Annotated in this window: 11 protein-coding genes; 4 read left to right on the top strand and 7 right to left on the bottom strand. The window is 44.4% G+C overall.

The window, feature by feature from the left end:
* Positions 1-103 precede the first annotated feature (103 nt).
* Entirely contained in the window at positions 104-2,083 is a 1,980-nt protein-coding gene (locus AB4274_RS10860; RefSeq protein WP_017071247.1) for a replication initiator protein RctB domain-containing protein, read from the bottom strand.
* Positions 2,084-3,343: 1,260 nt separating this feature from the next.
* Between AB4274_RS10860 and AB4274_RS10855 the strand changes: the two genes are divergently transcribed.
* The 4 genes from AB4274_RS10855 to AB4274_RS10840 all read left to right on the top strand — a co-directional run bounded on the left by AB4274_RS10855 (position 3,344) and on the right by AB4274_RS10840 (position 9,818).
* Positions 3,344-4,561: a ParA family protein gene (locus AB4274_RS10855; protein ID WP_017061213.1), complete on the top strand. Its 1,218-nt coding sequence runs from the start codon at positions 3,344-3,346 to the stop codon at positions 4,559-4,561.
* Between the two features lie 5 nt (positions 4,562-4,566).
* Positions 4,567-5,541 carry a ParB/RepB/Spo0J family partition protein gene (locus AB4274_RS10850; RefSeq protein WP_372112013.1) on the top strand — a complete coding sequence of 325 codons (975 nt, stop codon included), beginning with the start codon at positions 4,567-4,569 and terminating at the stop codon, positions 5,539-5,541.
* Positions 5,542-5,634: 93 nt separating this feature from the next.
* Positions 5,635-7,728: a GNAT family N-acetyltransferase gene (locus tag AB4274_RS10845; protein WP_372112011.1), complete on the top strand. Its 2,094-nt coding sequence runs from the start codon at positions 5,635-5,637 to the stop codon at positions 7,726-7,728.
* Positions 7,729-8,147: 419 nt separating this feature from the next.
* Positions 8,148-9,818 (top strand): FapA family protein, encoded by a 1,671-nt coding sequence (locus AB4274_RS10840; RefSeq protein WP_372112009.1) that lies wholly within the window; start codon positions 8,148-8,150, stop codon positions 9,816-9,818.
* A 124-nt stretch (positions 9,819-9,942) separates the two neighbouring features.
* Here the strand turns inward: AB4274_RS10840 and AB4274_RS10835 are convergent, their stop codons facing one another.
* The 6 genes from AB4274_RS10835 to AB4274_RS10810 all read right to left on the bottom strand — a co-directional run bounded on the left by AB4274_RS10835 (position 9,943) and on the right by AB4274_RS10810 (position 19,517).
* Complete coding sequence (locus AB4274_RS10835; protein ID WP_017061209.1) at positions 9,943-12,057, bottom strand: type I secretion system permease/ATPase; 2,115 nt, start codon at positions 12,055-12,057, stop codon at positions 9,943-9,945.
* Positions 12,058-12,075: 18 nt separating this feature from the next.
* Positions 12,076-13,986, bottom strand: coding sequence for a LapD/MoxY N-terminal periplasmic domain-containing protein (locus tag AB4274_RS10830; RefSeq protein WP_017061208.1), 1,911 nt, complete (start codon positions 13,984-13,986; stop codon positions 12,076-12,078).
* Between the two features lie 5 nt (positions 13,987-13,991).
* Positions 13,992-14,660 (bottom strand): transglutaminase-like cysteine peptidase, encoded by a 669-nt coding sequence (locus AB4274_RS10825; protein WP_372112007.1) that lies wholly within the window; start codon positions 14,658-14,660, stop codon positions 13,992-13,994.
* A 59-nt stretch (positions 14,661-14,719) separates the two neighbouring features.
* Positions 14,720-16,111 carry an HlyD family type I secretion periplasmic adaptor subunit gene (locus AB4274_RS10820; RefSeq protein ID WP_048660519.1) on the bottom strand — a complete coding sequence of 464 codons (1,392 nt, stop codon included), beginning with the start codon at positions 16,109-16,111 and terminating at the stop codon, positions 14,720-14,722.
* A gap of 112 nt (positions 16,112-16,223) precedes the next feature.
* Positions 16,224-17,510, bottom strand: a complete 1,287-nt coding sequence (locus AB4274_RS10815) for a sigma-54-dependent transcriptional regulator (protein ID WP_372112109.1) — start codon at positions 17,508-17,510, stop codon at positions 16,224-16,226.
* Between the two features lie 84 nt (positions 17,511-17,594).
* Entirely contained in the window at positions 17,595-19,517 is a 1,923-nt protein-coding gene (locus AB4274_RS10810) for an ATP-binding protein (RefSeq protein WP_372112005.1), read from the bottom strand.
* Positions 19,518-19,600: the final 83 nt, after the last annotated feature.

Here is a 19,600-nt window from a genome sequence, read left to right as displayed (position 1 = left end):
TCATCACTTTGTCAGCGTTAGGTGCGATTTTAATCAGCACCTAATGTGTTCAAAACTATCCATTCAGCGACGGTAAAACAGGCTTATCGCGATAGGATAATGACTAGTGGCCAATCGCCATTTCATCGAGCGCAAGGAACACGTTTTCGTCTAAATGACCTTCATGAACTTGTTTACACACTTTACGACGCACCGCTAAACCAGAGATCAAACGTTCAATGGACAGATGTCGATTGCTGGTGCTATCTCGGTCGTTATATAGCTCAATCAAGCGACTCAGTGTTTCGTATGGGATAACGTCCTCCCCTACTCTCAACCAATCAAGCTTCTCAATGAGCTCTGAGCACTCTTCTTTGATTGAGGCATGTGAGTGCCCTGTCATAGCAGATAAAGCCGTTATGCTGCGTTCTAGAGCCTCTGCAGAGGTATATTTAGAGAGAGTAATCATGATCTCATCAGCGTTGATCTCAACAGAGTGTTTACGCTGCTTAACTCGACGTCCCAATTTGCCTCTTGGCGACGGTGCTTTACGCTGAATTGGCTCAAACTCACCGTCGATAATCTCAGACAGCTCTTCCAGTTTCTGCTTAGACACCATTTCGTTACGAAGTGGGTTCGGCAGCGTTGGTGCCATATTACGCTTACCCGCGTTAGTGGTACGCGCTCTTGAGTAACGTAAGACCTCTTCCACATTACATTTGATATCTACCTGATAATCGGTCGTTTTCCCTTTTTCGATCAACGCAGTGATCGTCAAGTGATAACCCCAAAGATTAACCAGGAAGGTATCTTCTTGATCCCCGACTTCACCCAGCTTTCTGAGCTCGCGGATCAGATCCATCGAGAAACGACGCCAATCGATGTTACGCGCCAATTTCTGGTTGAGCTCACTGAGCAACATGCTATCTGAATGACGACGTGCCATGCGGCTTCTAAAGTACGAATACATTTGGAAGACCAAGGTATGTTGCTTCAGGATTTCTGGCGGAAATAGGAAGAAATAGTCACGCGTCAGCAGCTCTTCGTAGAACGAAGGCTCCCAAACCAGGATGTATAGGTTCGGTTTAATGCGAATTTCGCCGTCAGAGCCTTCTGTAGGCGCTTCTTCCGATGCGGTAATGGTTCTAGCTAAGAATCGGAAACGATCACTCTTAAAGCCTTCTGGCATGTTCTCACTAAGCCAACGGCCTGTAAGCTCGTGCAGTTGGAAATCCGTGAATTCGATACGATCAATACTGTCGCGGATAGAATCACGTGCAGGGCCGCTGTCTTTCTTGCCACGTAAAGACAAAATATCAGTGATGTAGAGTGGTGTTTTGTTTGGCGTGTGTTTCGCGTCTAGATGGTAATCATCTTGGTGATGATCATGATATTGAACGGTGAGAGTGAATAACGCGAATAGCGTCATCAGATCGTCAACGGTCATGATATTTTTAGAAGATCGTGTCTCGATCACAGCGCGAGTGCCAGAGATCGAAACCATGGATTTCTGGTAGCTCTTACGAGTTCTAGGTGGCGCTAACGCTTGATCAATAATCCCCGCCCAATTGGTTGGCGAAACAATGAATTGATCCGCTTCATCTTTCATCGTTGGTGGGGTATTCAACCCATGTTCATTCAGTAAGCGCTTGTTTACTTTGGTTTGAGCTAGGGCTTTAGAGCGCTTTTGCTTTTCATTTTGCTTCACGCTTTCTGTCACTAAACTGGTGGCACCCAGCACCGATATCAATTGGTTTGGGTTCACAAAGCGATGCAACATGGTTTTACCAGCAAGGCCTTCTTCAAAGCGAACGGGGATTTGTTTGAACAATCCGATATTAACTGCAGCTCTCAGCCTTTGCTGTAAGGCTGCGCGAGTGACTTGACCATCGGTTGATTCAATAATCTCAGTGGTGGAAACGTACCCGTCTTTACTGCTAAACCCACGAAGTGAAATTAGGTTAAGAAGCTCAACTATGCTTTTGGTGACACCTTTGAAGTGTTGATATTGTTCTATCCATTCAACGGCTGTTTCAGATACCTCAAATAAATGACCATCTTTGTGGCTTCGTGCCTTAATTAACAATTTCTCTTCTGGTTTCATTTTTGATCCGTATCACACTAACCGTAATTTCACTATAGTTCCTGAATGATAAAGAAAGAATGATCATAAATAAAGAGAATTTATTGGCTTTTAAATAACTGATCTTTTTGATTAATATGATCTTAAATGATTAAGTGATCTAATGATCTGGACGTAACTTTGCTTATAAGTAGCTGAATTTAAAGCATTAAAATAAATCGCCTTGGAAAGCATGATCATAAAGGTTCCGAAACTATGATCATTAAACTTAAGAAAGCATGATCACAGAACATCAGAACGATGATCATTAAGTCATTGTAAGCATGATCATTATTGGTTCGAAAGCATGATCATTATACTTATACAGCTTATCCACAGATCGGAATTCAACATCGGTTTCTAAGTAGCTTTTGACTTGTCTAAGTGGACACTTGTGGTGGCCAATCTATCGGAACAATGATCAAGAGAGCATACTTTTTTATCGTTCCTACCCTATTGAGTGCAAAATTTAGTCTGTATCCGCTGGAAATGGATTGCTTTGATGTATTTAGAGCGGGTGGGTCTTAACTAGGAAGCATGATCATGAAATTGTCATGTTTGTGTATTCTTGGTCTGTGTCGATTGAATTTTCAATCATTGAGCCCTTATAGGCGTTGAATCCCCATTCCAAAAGCATTTGTCCGTAACTTAGTTCATAAATTACATGCTTCCGGAACTATGTTTACTTGATCATTTTTCCGGAGGTTGATCATTTTCAATCTGCAGTTGCTCGGATCAATATTGCTCAGTTTACGCCTTGATCATGCTTCATAATTTGGCGTTATCAATTATCTTACACTGGATGTGCTCCATGATCATTCTTCCGGTTAAGTTCCAATCCTCTGTTGTTTTTTGACACCCCATCTTCTCTTCTGTTTTGAATTTTTTGGTCATTGAGTGTTTTTTAATTTTTATTGGATTGAAAATCTATAAATTCGAATGCAAATCACACCAACCGTAATCTACGGTTGTATTTCAATCGTTCCGAAGGTTTTTCGTTGAAATTCCATTTACATTGTAAATAAGTGATGCTGTAACATTTAAAATGTAGACTAGAAATAGCATGGTTATTCATGATAGAAACAGTCATTTTTGTGTTTGTCTAAGGCGATGTTTCATCAAATTGTAAAAACGCGGTCTATTTTATGTGATTTTACTCATAAATGTATGTTCATGTTTTTGTTGTGTTTGTTGTTAATCGCTGTACAATTTGTACTTAGTTAATCATTACGGAAACTGGCAATGAAAAGAGAACAAACGATTGATAAGCTCTATCAGCTAGCCGAACAAACTCAACAAGTTCAGGCTGACCGAATTGAGATTATTTTGGAAGAGCGAAGTGATGAACATTTCCCTCCAATGTCTAAAGCTATGATGGAGACTCGTTCTGGTTTAACGCGTCGTAAACTCGATGAAGCGATCACTAAACTTGAAGCTGATGGCCATCAGTTTACAAAGAACAACGCCAATCATTACTCGATTTCATTGACAGAAGCTCACATGTTGATGGACGCGGCAGAAGTGCCAAAGTTCCATGAACGTAAGCAGCACGCTGACAATAAGCCATGGATTATCAACGTACAAAACCAGAAGGGTGGTACGGGTAAATCAATGACAGCGGTTCATTTAGCCGCTTGTTTGTCTCTGAATTTGGATAAGCGCTACCGTATCTGTCTGATTGACTTGGACCCACAGGGCTCTTTGCGTCTGTTCCTAAATCCACAAATTAGTGGGGCAGAGCACGACAGCATCTATTCTGCCGTCGATATCATGTTGGACAACGTGCCTGAAGGCCAAGATGTCGATCTAGAGTTTCTTCGTAAGAACGTACTATTGCCAACTCAGTATCCAAACCTGAAGACAATTTCTGCTTTCCCAGAAGATGCGATGTTTAACGCTGAAGCGTGGCAAAGCCTTTCACAAGATCAGTCACTTGATATTGTTCGTCTGTTAAAAGAGAAGCTTATCGACAAAATCGCCGATGACTTCGATGTGATTATGATTGATACCGGCCCGCACGTTGACCCTCTAGTATGGAATGCAATGTACGCGTCGAACGCACTTCTGATTCCATGTGCAGCTAAGCGTTTGGATTGGGCTTCAACGGTTAACTTCTTCCAGCACTTACCAACGGTTTACGAAATGTTCCCGGATGACTGGAAAGGGCTCGAATTTGTTCGTCTAATGCCAACCATGTTTGAAGACGACAACAAGAAACAGGTGTCAGTTCTGACGGAAATGAACTACCTGTTGAATGACCAAGTAATGATGGCAACCATTCCAAGAAGCCGTGCTTTTGAAACCTGTGCCGACACTTACAGCACGGTTTTCGATCTAACGGTGAGCGACTTTGAGGGCGGTAAGAAAACTCTAGCTGTTGCTCAAGACGCAGTACAAAAAAGTGCTCTAGAATTAGAGCGCGTATTACATAGCAACTGGCCTTCACTTAATCAGGGATAACAACAATGGCAATTAAAACATCTGACTTAAATGCAAAGCTATTTGGTAAAGCAAACAAACGTCGCGTAGCAACACCACAAGAAGCGCAAACAGCGGCAAAAGAGCAGGCTCAAGTGATTGAGCTTTCTGTTGCTGGCGAAGATTTGGTTTCATTTGAATTGGTTCGAATTCCTGCGGCTGAAGTGGCTACTCGAACGGTTGTTTTTGAAGAGAACGCTCGTGAGCAATCTTTCTTAAACGAGCACGCGCTTTCTGATGTTCTTACAACATTGAAAGAACGTGGTCAGCAATACCCAGCGGTTGGTCGTAAGAACAAAGACGGTAAGATTGAAGTTCTTGATGGTAGCCGTCGTCGTATGTCATGTATTTTGGCTGACAAAGAGTTCCTAATCTATGTTGCTGAAAACATTAACGGCGAACACGCTAAGTTCCTATCAGACGTAGCTAACGCTCATAAACCGCTTTCTCTTTACGAGAAGGGCAAAGAGATGCAAGCGAAGCTGGATAAAGGCGAAGCTGAAGATCAGAAAGCACTGGCGAAAATGTTCCAGTGCAGTGAAGCTTTAGTGAGTGGTGCATTGAAAGCAGCTGCTCTACCACTTGAATTGCTACAAGCTTACCCAAATGTGAGCGACCTTGGTCGTCCAACTATTGTTAAACTGCACAAGCAGTTTGGTGGATTGACGAGTGAACAGCAGCAAACACTGCTGACTAAGTGTGATGCTTCTGAAGGTTTTGTATGGCAGCGTAGCGAAGCTCAAGGCGTAACTCGTCTAACCAAAGACGTGACCGAAACATTGGAAGGTTGGATTCTTGAATTGGCGCCAGCGCCAGCGAAGAAAGCTTCTCCAAAAGTTGAGCTTATTAAGGGCCGCGTATCATACAGCCGCAAGGGTTCAAACTTGGCGTTGAACCTTAAGAAAGTTGATGATTCAACAATGGAAGAAATCCTCGCCTTCGTACAATCGAAGCTCGACTAAGTCGACGACTTTTCATTACTCCTCTAAAGCCGCTTTATGCGGCTTTTTATTTGGCTGTGATAAACTGTGTTTAGATGAATCTGGACGCTAACTATGACAAACCCAACCAACACTTTTCTACATACACTTTCTAATATTGCTCAGCATAACGATCACCGTTACGGCGTGGTCTTTGATGGCGATTTTGATTGGCAAAACTCTGCTGTTTTTACCTTCCTTCAAGATTCAAACACTCCGAGCATCTTCCAGGTTGGCGGTACGCCATTTGAAGGTGTGATTCATGCTCCAGTAAAAAAAGGCCAACAACTGCTTGGTCGTGAGTGCCAAGTTCTTGTTTGTGATTTTAGAGAGCAGTTCGATGCGAATGGTTTTAGTGCCGCGTTGGGTTCGTTAGTTGGTGGTGGGTTGTTGTTGGTGTTGCCGCCAAAAGTTAATGCCTCTGAAGATAGTGAAAGCTTTGGCCAACGTTGGTTAAAACGTCATTTCGATAAACTGATTTCTGTTTCACAACACAATGAAGCCGGCGATGTAGTTCAAGCAACTCACGCTCTTCCTCAGATGCAAAGCGCCCAAAACGGATTGGATAAATTTGAACAGCAAAACACGGCTGTTGAATTAGTCAAAAAAGTGGTGTCTGGACATCGTAAACGTCCTTTGATTCTCACTGCGGATAGAGGGCGTGGTAAAAGCTCGACATTGGGTATTGCCGCAGCGCAACTGTTAGTTGAGCGTCACGGGTTTAATATAATTGTTACCGCGCCTTCAGTGAAAGCGGTAGAGCCGGTATTTTCTCATGCCAGCCAAGGGTTAGAATCTTGCGAAGTGGTAAACGCTACTCACATTCGTCATCAAGGTGGCAGTTTAAGATTCGTCGCAGCAGATGAATTACTTAAATCTAAGCCTGATTGCGATCTGTTATTGGTTGATGAAGCAGCTGCAATTCCAATTCCGATGCTTAAATCCATGGTCGACATCTATCACCGTATGGTCTTTTCAACCACGGTACACGGTTACGAAGGCAGTGGACGAGGGTTCGGTATTAAGTTTGAGTCTTGGCTTTCTGAGCATCGTCCGGGGTGGAAAGGCTTTAAGCTCGAACAACCGATTCGTTGGAATAACAACGATCCGCTAGAAGCTTGGTTGTTTGATTGCTTCCTACTTGGTAATGACGCATCACTCAGTGAATCGGCGGTTGATGAAATCGATGGCTTTTCTGCTGAGGCAATCAACCAATTAAACTTGGTCGAGTTATCAAAAGCAGAATGCTTGGCTAATCCTGAGCAGCTACAACAATGTTTTTCTCTTCTTGTGGATGCGCACTATCAGACCTCGCCGAACGATTTAATGCAGTTTCTCTACAACCCAGCAATCCGTTTGTACGCCGCTTGGCAGCAGGATGAATGTTTAGGTTGTATGTTAGTGACGGAAGAGGGTGGTTTGGACAGCGAGTTGATTGCTCAAATTCAACTTGGAAAACGCAGGCCTCAAGGTCACCTTGCTCCTGTATTACTGGCAAACCAACTTGGTTGTACTCCGGCGGCGACCAGTCGGTGCCTTCGAGTTATGCGCATTGCTGTTTCAGCTCGTCATCAAGGCTTGGGTATTGGCCGTTGGATGTTGGCTCAGTTATCACAGCAAACCAGCCAAGCAGATTATCTGGCGACAAGTTTTGGCGCGACCAGCGAATTGATTTCTTTTTGGCGTGGTAGTGAATTTGAAGCTGTCCACATCGGCCACCAGCGAGATCAGGCCAGCGGCTGCCACTCGGTTCTGATGGTTAAGGCGCTTAACTCAAACTCTCAACGCTGGATAAATCAAGTTCAAAATCACTTCGAGCGTAGTTACTGTTTTCTTGTTTCAGGTTCTTTGGTTTCACTTGAAACCGATATGGTGCGCGAACTGCTGCCAAAGAGTGTCGATACTGTTAGCGAGTTTGAAACTCAGTTAGTTAGAAATTACGTGAACGGTGGCAACAGTTATGATGCGATTAGTTTTAGCGTACTGAACTTGATTCTACTCAGTAACGACCGAAACATAGGTATTTCTGACTTACTCATCGCAAAGGTTGTTCAGCAGAAAGAGTGGGGGACTTGTGTCGAACAGTTTAATCTTGTTGGTCGCAAACAAGCAGAGATTCAGTTTCGTAAAGATGTCGATGCTCTGCTGTCAAATTTACAGTGTAAATAGGCTATCCATCATTTAAATAGACTGACCGCTACAAATTAGATTTACAGTGTAAATTAGAATTTTGGATTTACACTGTAAACTGAAGCTCCATATTCAAATCCGTTTTTACCCTGATTATCTGTTACATCACTTCTGTTTCATCTCTCCATGACAGCCTTTAATCTTCTAAAGCTATTCGCCTTTACTATCTAGCCCTACATCGAATTAACATTCAATCACACGAAATATATTGAAAAAACTTCCCTATGTATTTGTAAAGGCGAAGCAGATCATAAAATGTGTAAGTCTTATTTATGAGTCATGTTTGCAGAATCGAAAGTAAGTGATGTGACGCTGATTATTCTAATAATGTGATACTCAGCGCAGAATGAATTATATAGACTGAATAACAACTGAGTCATTAGGGATACTCAATTCGAATGTGGGATAACATCGTTACATTGTCGGAAGACAAGCAACAAGTAATGGCATGTCTGCCAACCGGGACTGTGGTTGACGCAAGCTTTGATAACAAGACGCTGCCATCAACCTTAGAAGCTTTGAATGCATCAAACTATTTTCTTTTCGAAGAAGAGGTGTTGCGTTTCGTTACTCTTGCTAAAGAAGGTAAGGGTGAAGCTTATGAAGGAATCTTGATTGCCGAAGTTCGAAATGCCACTGTTGCGGTCGAACTGTCTGATGATGAGATGTTGGCGAGTCTTGTAGTTACTGGTCCCTATAATGGACACCCACTGCGTGGCAGCGACATCATTCAGTGTTTATCTCAAGCTCAAATAACAAAAGGAATAAATAAGTTAGCGCTCAGAAAAGTTCTGATGATGAGTAGCAAACTTAAATCCGGGGAAAAGTTTACTCAGCCCGTCGCTAAAGGGACACAACCAGTAAAAGGTAAGGACGCCAAGTTTGCCGCCTTGGTTGAAGATATTACTCGCCAAGTCTTAAAGCCTCGCAGTAAAGACGAAGGCAAGATTGATATGCGAGACTTGGGACAAACCATTACCGTTGGTCAAAATGATCACTTAATGAAACGTACCCCCGCTACCAAAGGTATCGCTGGCTTTACCGTTCAAGGCCGAATTATCCCACCGCTTCCTGGACAAGACAGTTTAATCAAGCCTGGAAAGGGCACTTACATCTCCCCTGAAGATCCCAATTTACTACTCGCCTCGCACCCTGGATTGCCCATCATTAAAGACCGAACCATCGAAGTGGATGACGCCTTATGTGTCAGCAACGTCGATGTCTCAACTGGGCACGTTAAATTTAAAGGTAATGTCTTTGTCTCTGGCAACATCGAGCCGGGGATGATCGTCAAGGCGACCGGAAGTGTTACGGTGGGTGGCTTTATCGAATCGGCCGAAGTTCAAGCCCAGGGGGATATCAAAGTCGCGAAAGGCATTATCGGCCACACGACTAAAGAGGGTGAGCCAAAAAGTTGTAAGGTATTCAGTAAAGGCTCTATCACAGCAAGCTATGCACAGAATGCCGAGCTACAAACGGCCAACGACCTTCGACTTGGTGTGCACAGTATGAGTAATGACATTCGCTGTGGTAACAACCTTATCGTGATGGACAGTTTGAAAAAACACGGCACACTCAGCGGTGGTGAAGCCAAAGTCGGCGGAAAAGTAGAATGTGTCTTCCTAGGTGTTGAGGGAGACACCGCAACCAAGGTACATGGTTTTGCACGCTACGATGGCTACCGCCAAAAGATAGCCGAGCTGAAGGAAACTTATAAACATACGCAAGAGCAAACCATGGGTGTGATTCGCCAAGAGTTAGAATTTAAGAAGCGCCCGAAAGCAGAGAGAAGCGAAGAGCAAGCCCTAGAAATAGAGCAGCAACGTGAGAAGAACAACCTCGCAATTGAAAACACAAAGTCGCAGTTAGATACACTCGAAGCAGAGTTTGAAACCAATCTTGCTGAATGCACGGTAGAGGTACACGAAAAAGTGTATACCCGAGTGACGATTCAATTTGGTGATGAGACAGTCACAACCAAGCGGACCCACGGCGGAAGTGTTTTCTCATTCAACCAATACGAGATCCAATGTTCGTTTAAGATGGAGCAAGAGGATATTGCTTTGTAGACTTTTGTGCTGAACACAAAGTGACGTATTGTCTAGGTGTCGATACTGACAAATAGAAAAAGGGGAGTTGATGCTCCCCTTTTGCTTTCTACTGATAATGATTTATTTAGGTGGATTGCGCGTTTTAGCTAACCGCTCTCACTCGGCCTTGTTTAAGGTCTGAAAGAACCTGTGCTTTAGGACCATCTGCAATGATGCAGCCTTTCTCCATTACGATCACTCGATCGACAATGTCCAACATCGACGTTTTGTGTGTAATCAGAATTAACGTCTCGCTTGGTAGCAATTGGTTAAGTTGGTGTTTGATGTGCATCTCTGAACGGTTATCCATAGCACTGGTCGGCTCATCCATCAACAACACTGGCGGACGGCCAAGGAAGGCTCTAGCAATGGCAATTGACTGACGTTGTCCACCAGACAGCAAGGCACCACCTTCACCCACTTGGCGTTCCAAACCTGCAGGATCTTGTTGAGTAAACGCGGTTACCCCTGCACGGTTTGCTGCATCCATCACGTCACGGTCATCCACCAAAGGACGACCTAAAGTAATGTTGTCTCTTACTGAACCGTAGAACAGGTTACTGTCTTGCGGAACACAACCTATATTGCGTCGTACGTCGACATGATGCAGTTGCTCCATATCCGTGTCATCAATACGTACATGGCCTTCTGTGGGCTTGTACAGGCCCATAATCAGACGTTCTAGTGTGGTTTTACCTGAACCAATACGACCAATGATTGCTACTTTCTCACCAGGACTAATATTGAGGGTTAAGTCTCTAATTGAAGCCACTGGTGAATCTGGGTAGTGGAACGTCACTTTATCTAGCGCGATATGGCCCTGAATAATCGGACGGTGAATGTAGCGTTTACCTTCTTCTTGTTCATCAGGCATCGACATCACTTGCTCAATCAGAGTCATTGATGACTTTGCTTGGTTGTAACGAGTCGAAAGCAAAGACAGCTGAACAAGCGGGCCAATCGCTCGGCCGCTCAACATGGTTGCAGCGATCAAGCCACCCATCGTAAGTTCACCTTCTGCAATTAGATACACGCCAAAGATGATCATACCAACGTTAGTACTTTGCTGAACAAAGCCGGCGGTGTTTTGGATGCTGTCAGTGATGCGTCGACTTTTGATATTCCAATTCGCCATGTGAGCAACGGCTTCTTCCCAACGGAATTGGAATTGGCTTTGCGCACTGAACAGCTTAACCGTCTCTAACCCAGCCAAACTCTCGATTAAGTTCGCGTACTTCTGCGAAGCAAGACGAGAGCCTTCCTCAATGGTACGGCGCAGTGGACCTTGGATTAGCAATGCATAGACGATCAAAATGACCACGCCAGCAACGGGAACAAACACAAGGTTTCCAGCCATTAACCAAATTAGCGCTAAGAACATCAGTGCGAAGGGGAGGTCGATTAACGAGCCAATGGTTGCAGAGGTAAAGAATTCACGAATGGATTCGAACTCTTGCAAGTTTTTAGCGAAAGCACCGACAGAAGCAGGCTTCGCTTCCATACGAATCCCCAGTACTTTACTGAACAGTTTGGAGGAAATGAGAATATCGGATTTCTTACCGGCAACGTCAATGAAGTAGCTGCGCATCAATTTGAGCAGCAAATCGAATAGGAACACGACAAAGATACCACTTGCCAGCACCCACAAAGTTTCAAAGGCGAGGTTGGGAACTACCTTGTCGTACACCAAGCGTGTAAACATCGGCGCGGCAATCGCGAAGATGTTGATAAGAATGGAGGCAATCAACACATCTCGGTAGATGTTTTTAGATTCCCAAATCGTGCTCCAAAACCAATGCCCTTTACGTGTTTTTAGAACTTCTGGTGAACGTTCATCATAACGGAACTGTTTCTTTACCAAGAAGTAGCGGCCGATGAATTGTTCTTTCAGCTCTTCGACAGGAATGATGATTGGCACCATTCCGCTTTCCGCAGTAATGATTTCCGCTTCTTGCTTCTCTAAATCGATACTGTTGAGAACGCACGCCTCACCTTGTTTAAGTAGTAAGACCGCAGGCAGTATCAGGTGAGGAATCTTTTCTAAGTCGGAACGGTTTTCTTTTGCCACTAATCCTGCTCGTTCAGCAGAGCGTGGGAATAGGAAAGGGGTTAGCTTTCCATCGGATAGTGGTAGCCCATTGATCAACGCTTCGGGCGAGTTAGCTAACCCGTAATACCGGCTAACGTAGATCAGTGAGTTCAATAGTGGATCTTGCATGTGATATAACCCTTACAACTATTTATCAACAATGAAGCCTTGGAACACTTCTACGTAGTTATCAGACAGAATATCTAGCTGAGTCTGAGTTTCTATTCGAGACGCGATGGTGGTGACGCCTAGGTTGTGAGCGGTTCTAGAGATCGACGTTAAGGTAAACTTCTGTTTTTCGTCATCAAGGTTATGTGTGAACAGGTAATCTAGCTTCACATAGCTTGGACGGTATTCGTTGATGTAATCCAGTGATTGGAAGTTACGTCCGTAGTTATCGACACCAAACACCGCTTCAGCGTTGCGAATGGTGTTACACAAAAGTGCCGTGTAGTGCGGAACGTTGATGAAGCAGTTTTCTGGAATCTCAAAGTGCAACAGGTGAGCGATTGAAGCATTCTGTTCAAGCGTCTTACCGATCCAACGGATGAAGCTTGGTTGAGATATACTGCTTGGCGAGAGATTAATAGCGACTGGGCTGGTTACTTCTTTTGCATTGAGCTTTTCAACCATCTTCTCAATAACGTATTGGTCGAGAATGTGGCTCATTTCAAGCTGTTCTAGCGCGTATAGATACTGGTTAGCACCGTAACGCACGCCATCTTTTTCAATCGCAGAGAACACCTCTTGGTGATACGTTTTACCAAAGGCATTGTTTGCAGCCTGCAAACGGAAGGTAATGAGGTCGTTGATGATCGCTTCTTCAACCAACATACGCCATTGTTGTTTGCCCATCACTGCGCCGTGATCGTCTGCGGTTACGTAGCCGTAAGCAAGTTCTCGATTCGCCTTGGCACTTGAGAGTGCGTTATCCACCAGCGACATGATTTCAGTACTGGTTTTACGCTTGTTGCTGTAGGTCACACCAAGAGCAATATGTGGATTCGCAGTGCCTGTTGGGTCTGAACCTAGGCTCTGGATACAGTTTACGATGCTGCTCGCGACAAGTTTCAGTTCGCTCTCATCAATGTTTGGCATGATGAAACCGAACTCGTCACTAGAAATACGAGCGATGGTGATATCTGGAGATGAAATTGAAGCTTGCAGCTGTTCAGCCAGTTGATGAACCAAGGCATCACCTTCTTGATAGCCCTTTTCATCGTACTCTTCACTGATAAACTCCGCTTTAAGTACCGCTAAACCACCTAAGCTCGACTCCTCTAACCATTGAGTTAACTGAGACATGTAGTAAGCACGGTTACCTAGCTGAGATACAGGGTCGATATATGCCCTTTCACGTAACTTCTGAGCTTCTTTCGCTTGGTTTTTAAATGCCAGTTCAACTTGAGTCGACATGTGGTTGATACCATCGACAACCAAGGTGAGATCTTTTGTCTTTGGACGAGCCAGAGGTTCGCCAAACTGATTCTTGGCGATCTGATCCATCTTGGTAATGATCAACGAGAGCGGGCGTAAAGCGCGCTTAAGGATCCAAGAGATAGACACCAAACCGAGCAAGAAGATCGTGCCAAATATGCTCAGTAAGCGGATGAATGCTTGCCAAAGTTGATCGTAGGCAGGGCCTGGGTGACTTACGATCTCGACCTCGGCCAATTGCATCCAGCCACTGGTGATCACGCGGCGGTCATGAACAGGCTCGAACAGGTTTAGGTTGGTAAACCACTCTGGTACGCCAGTTGGCTTTACAGGGTATGAGCGGAGAATGTCTTCACCGCTATCGAGAAAGATCAATCGAACGACTGAGTAAGAACTGCCATCAAACAGGGCGTTGATAACAGACTCCACTGCCACCTTGTCCTTTTCTTCTAGGTAAGGGGCGAGAGCCAGTCCAACAGTATTAATGGTATTACTTACCTCAGAGCGTTGCTGCTCCTCTAAGTATCCACGGGTGGTATTGAATTCGATCATAAAAACTGACGTCATCAGCAGTATGAACACTGCAACCATCCCGACCACAAGCTGTTTATATAAAGTCATTGTACCTACTCATCGTAATTGATAATGGGTTTGTTTAATTTTAGAGAGCGCTCACGTGAACGTAAGTCGTTCCATAAGCTCAATCTTGAAGATTTCCCTGCCAATTTGCCGCTGCCTGCTGCCGACTTGATCAACCAAAGGTTTTTACCGTTAAAACTGTAAATTGGTCGTAGATCTGGGCGTTTGGAACCGCGTTTAATTTCAGGGTTTAAGTTGTCCAAAATTAATGGCTCTGCACTCGGTGTTGAGTAGTAAGCCAACACCATGTGGAACTGGTTTAGTTCCAGTGCTTTTACGTACACTAATCGTAATTTCTTATCTGGGACGCCCAGTTCAAGCAAAGAGAAGTATTTTGCGATTGTGAAGTCTTCACAATCACCGGCGTTGCTGCCTAAAAATTCCAGTGGTGTTGCCCAGTAATCATTCTTTCCCCACAGTATGTTGTCATCGACAAAGTACATCTGGTTGAAGAACTGGTTCACCGACCTGAGCTTCTCTTTTTCACTTAATCCGTCGTATGACGTCATACTTGAGCGCCATGTTGCCACTCGCTTTCCGGCTCTATCGCCGTAGGTTTTGGTCACTGCATCTATCCACCGTTGGTCGCTCTTGTTGAGCGCCACAGAGGTGAAAGAGGTGAGGACCAGCAGCAATAGCGAAATCCGAGACTTCATAGCCTCTGCTCTTGTCTATTTGCTGTGTATTGAAAGGCGTTATCAAACATCAAACGTCCTTACTCTTTTAGTGCATTGTTTTGAGCGCTTAATAGTGGCTTCAACATGTACTCAAGCACGGTTCTTTTACCCGTGATGATATCGACAGAGGCGGTCATACCTGGAATGATTGGCAACTCTTCGTTCTGTCCAAAATTGTGTTTTTCGGTGCGCACGCGCACGATATAGAAGCTATTGCCTTCTTCATCTTGAGTGGTATCGGCACTGATGTGCTCTAACACGCCTTCTAGACCACCGTACTTAGTGAAGTCATAAGCACTGAATTTAACGATGGCAGTCAATTCTGGGCGTAGGAACGCGATATCTTGCGGGGCGATTTTCGCTTCAACCAATAGAGAGTCTTCTGTTGGTACAATCTCAACGATGTCCATACCCGGTTGGATAACCCCGCCGACAGTATTAATACCCAATGTTTTAACGGTGCCTGTTACAGGAGAAACCACCACGGTACGGTTTACTCTGTCTTCTAGGCCAACGGCAGATTCGGTCATTGCAGAGAGCTTGTCTTGGGCTTGATTGAGTTTTTCTTGTTGTTCGGAGCGGAAGTTCAGTGCGGCGTCAATACGGCTGAGCATGGATTCTTTGATTGCTGAGCGTAAAAGAGGAATTTTTAGCTCGCTCGAAGTCATTTCTCGGCGAGTGTCGTTCACTTGTCTTTGCAGTTTAAGTAATTCAATTCGTGGTACCACCCCTTCATCGGCGAGAGGTTTGGTGATATCCAGTTCTTGGCGAGCAAACTGGTAGCTCTGTTTTAGGTTTCGAACACGCGCTTTAATCTCAACTAGGTCTTGCTGTTTCTGTTCAACTTGTTGATCAAAAACAGAAAGTTGGTTTTTTAGGTTATTCAGATCTTGACGATATTCGGCTTTTTGGCGATTAACCAGTTTAGGCTGAAGCTCGTAGAATTTTGGTGGAAAGGCGAGTTTACCGTAATCAAGCAACACGCTTTTTTTCCACTCTTCAACAGAGAACTCTTCGTTAATGACGACACTGGTTAATGAAGCGGATAGCATCAACACGTTGGCGGTTAAGTTCGCCACTTGTTGTTCACGTTCGCGGAAGTCCGAACGGAATCGAGTGTCATCGATCAACAGTAGCTGCTGACCTTTCTGAACACGTTGACCTTCTTTAACTAAGATCTCTTTAACTAAGCCACCTTCAAGGTTTTGCACCACTTGGATTTGAGAGGAAGGGATCACTTTGCCTTGGCCAACGGTAACTTTGTCGATCTCTGCCCATGCAGACCACCCAATAGCAGCAATAAAAAACAGAACGATCACCCACAACATAATTCGCGCACTGGTGGGCGTATTGAGGAGTAGTGCCGCTGTTTTATCATCGACATACTCAAGCTCGGTCTCGTTCAATTTGCTGAAATTTTTCTGACTCATAACAGTCCTTGTTCGCTAAATAAAAGTGCAAGCCTATTGAGTGTATTCTTACTTTTGATAAATGTTAAGATTTTGCTCATTTAAATCTTTGAATTTATATATTTTTTAAGACTTATCGGTTCTTGAAATCTGTTTTATCGAGTTGGTGCTTTCTTAGTTTGTCATACAGTGTTTTTCGCGATACCTGCAGCTCTTGTTGTACTTCTTTTAAACGACCTTGATGGCGATGTAGTGCCTCAATCAAGATAATTTGTTCAAAGCTATCGGTGCGTTGGTTTAACGACTGTTGTTGCTCTTCAATGCTCATATCGAGTTCATTTTGCTCATTAGTATCGTTGTCGAGCGACGGCTGCTTAATTTGAGTCAGCACTCTGAGTTCAGCATGTTGGCGAAGCTGACGAATGTTCTCCGTCCAATGCGTTGCAATGAGTCTCTGGATCTCTTTTTCTGTAATCACGGGTGGCGGCAGTTGATAGCGACTGGCTGCACCACGAGCAAAGTGTTTGAACAAAGAGCCAATATCTTCCGTTCTTTGCGCCAAGGGTAGTAAATTAAATCGGCGCAGTTCACCTGTAATTGTAGTAGGAACTACTGTAGTTGCGATAATGATACAAGTTGCATTGGTCTTGCATGAGTTTTCACGAAGTAGAGTGGGTTTTAGAGCGGCTAACCATAGCCATTGCTGCGAAGTTAACGCTTCTGTTTCATGGATATAGAGTGTTCCACCTTGATGCTTCAAGAACAGTTGCAAAATAAACTGATGGAATGTCGCTTCGTCACTGCGTGGCAAATTAAACGCCGCGACAGGGCAAAGCTCTGCGGTTTGATGACTGTGTAAATCATGGGTGTATTGTGCAGTGACCCTTTTCCCCGTCCCTAAATCACCAACAAACAATAGAAGTGGGTTGGTTTTGGTATCTAGGGTGATCAATTCTCGGCGTAATGCCTGCATCGATGGCGATTGACCAATCAGTTTTGGGCCAACCTGATTTTGCATTGCCAACTCTTTACGCAATAGGTTGTTTTCTTCAACCAGTGCGAGTTTATCTGCCGCTTTTTTAACGGCAGTGAGTAGGGCATCGACTACAAATGGCTTTTCCAGAAAATCGTAAGCACCGGCTTTCATCGCTGATACCGCGGTTTGCACGTCACCATGTCCGGTAAGTACGATGACCTGAAAATGAGGATTTTGGCTCAGCAACTTTTGCGTTAATTGAATGCCATCCATTACCGGCATGTGAATATCGGTGATGACAATTCCGGCTTGCGTGGTATCTATTTTCTTTAATGCCTCAATAGCATTGGGAAAGCAGACGATATCGATGCCTTCAATGAGCATGGCTTGTTCTACGGAGTCTCGAATGGTGGGTTCATCGTCGACAAAATAGAGTTTAGGCATAGATTGCAAAAGTCGAGTCCTTAGCTGTAGGTGAGATTAGCAGTATGTGAGATTCGTTTTCTAATCAGCGATAACAACGGCGTGTTAGCCCTTATCGTTATATAACGGGATGTTTAGCGAGAATACCATGCCTGAAGGCTCTAACCGGTTCGCGCTGATCGTGCCGTGATACGCTTCAATAATCCGTTTCGATATTGAAAGCCCTAGCCCTAAACCTTCCGGTTTGGTGGTAAAAAACGGGTCGAACAGCTGTTCTAGCTTATCGTTCGGCATGCCAATTCCGTTATCCCAAATGATCAGCTGACAAGAGTCATGATGCAGTTGCCATTCGATGCCTATCTGTGGGCTAGCCTGTTGGTCAACGCTTTCCAGGTTTTGTTGCTCCTGCAAGATTTTGTGTTCAAGAACTTGTTGTTGCAGCGCTTGAGTCGCGTTGTGAATCAGGTTCACTAGTACTTGCTCGAGTTCGGTTGGATGAATCGCAATATTAATGTCGTCTGGCACCGTGCTTAGCCTTAGCGTAATGCCTTGCTTGATCATCAGCGCACTGAGAATGCTAGTGGCGTTATTGACCGCTTGATGCAGGTTCGCCACATGATGTTCTTGTTTGGTGACCTTGCGAGTAAAGACTTTGAGTCGCGCGATGATGTCGGTAATGGTGTTGTTGAGGCCAATCATTTTCTCAAGATTGCTTTTCACTAAATCGGTTCGTTCCATTTCCAGTAGCTTTAAGCTGTTTTCACTGTAGGTTCGCAGTGCTGCAAGTGGTTGGTTGATTTCGTGGTTAATGCTGGCTGACAGCTCACCGAGTACCGCTAGTTTCGCGGTTTGTGTCAGCTCTTGTTCTGTCTGTTTCAACTTCGACTGCGACTCTTGGTATTGAAAAAGGGTTTGTTGCAGCTGCTGATTGGATTGCTTCAAGTAGTGGGTACGTTTATCAACGGTTTGCTCTAGGTTTTGGTTGAGTCGGGTCAACGCCACTTTCGCGAGATAAGTCTGGCGCCACGACCAAGCGATGAGCATCACCAAGCTGTAAATCACCACGAAGATGACATCGATCTGAAAGATTTTAATAAGTTCAGCTCTGGTCTCTTTTAGTGCGACAACTTGGTACTGGTTGTTGCTGACCGTTGCAGGGTAAAGATTAAAAGCACCAAGCTTGAATAACTGGTTGGCGGTGAGCTCTTTTCGGATTTCATTGGATTGAAGGTTGCTAGATTGATTGGTATTGCTCGCTTCTGACTGAGAGCTTGAAGAACGAAAGGCTTCGATGATCGAAATTTCGCTTTGACCGTATTGGCGTTGAAGTGCGATATCCGTTTGTTGTTGCTGAGTTAGTGGCAACAATGAATGGTAAAGCCATGGAGCTTGGCTTGATAGAAAGACCACTTGGTTAGAGTCGAGTACTACGATCTCAAAATCGTCGCTGGTTAGGATGTTTTCGAGATTTTCTAAGCTCACTTTTACGGTGATAACGCCAACAATTTCCTTGTCGATATACAGAGGTGAAGACAGAAAATAACCGCGTACGTTCGAACGAGCGCCTAGCGCGACATATTGTGTGTTGTTACCTTGAATGGCAGAAGCAAAGTAGGGACGAAACGAGAAGTTCTCACCCACAAAAGTGCGAGGCTTTTGGTAATTACTGGAAGCGACCACAGTACCGTTCGGATCGTGAATATAGATGGTGTCGGCTTGGCTTTGATTCGACCATTCAAATAGCAATTGATTGAGCTGCGCAGCGGAAATCTTGTCTGCTTGTGGTGATGAGTCAAAATAAGAGAGCAAGCGCGGGTCATGGCTGAGCAAATCCGGGATCTGTTTGAATTTATCCAATTCAGAGTCGATTTGTAGATTGGCTTTACTTGCTGCTTCATCGAGTTGCTGAGTGACGATTTTTTCTTGGAATTGCACTGCCATAAAGTGGGTTGCGGTCAGCCCTGCAGCTCCCAATAACAATGAGAATAAAACAAAGGGTGTCATTAGGTTAGGCAGTATTTTGGTCACTCGGATCTCAGCTTGTCATCGGTTTGTATAAAGATTATCAATATGATGGAGAGAGTACCGAGATCTTGTTAACACAGAGCACC

The sequence above is a fragment of the Vibrio sp. 10N.261.55.A10 genome, from assembly GCF_041470825.1.
GTDB classification, from domain to species: domain Bacteria; phylum Pseudomonadota; class Gammaproteobacteria; order Enterobacterales; family Vibrionaceae; genus Vibrio; species Vibrio crassostreae_C.
The sequence above is the reverse complement of the archived record's forward strand: the minus strand, read 5'-3'. Positions and strand labels throughout refer to the sequence as shown.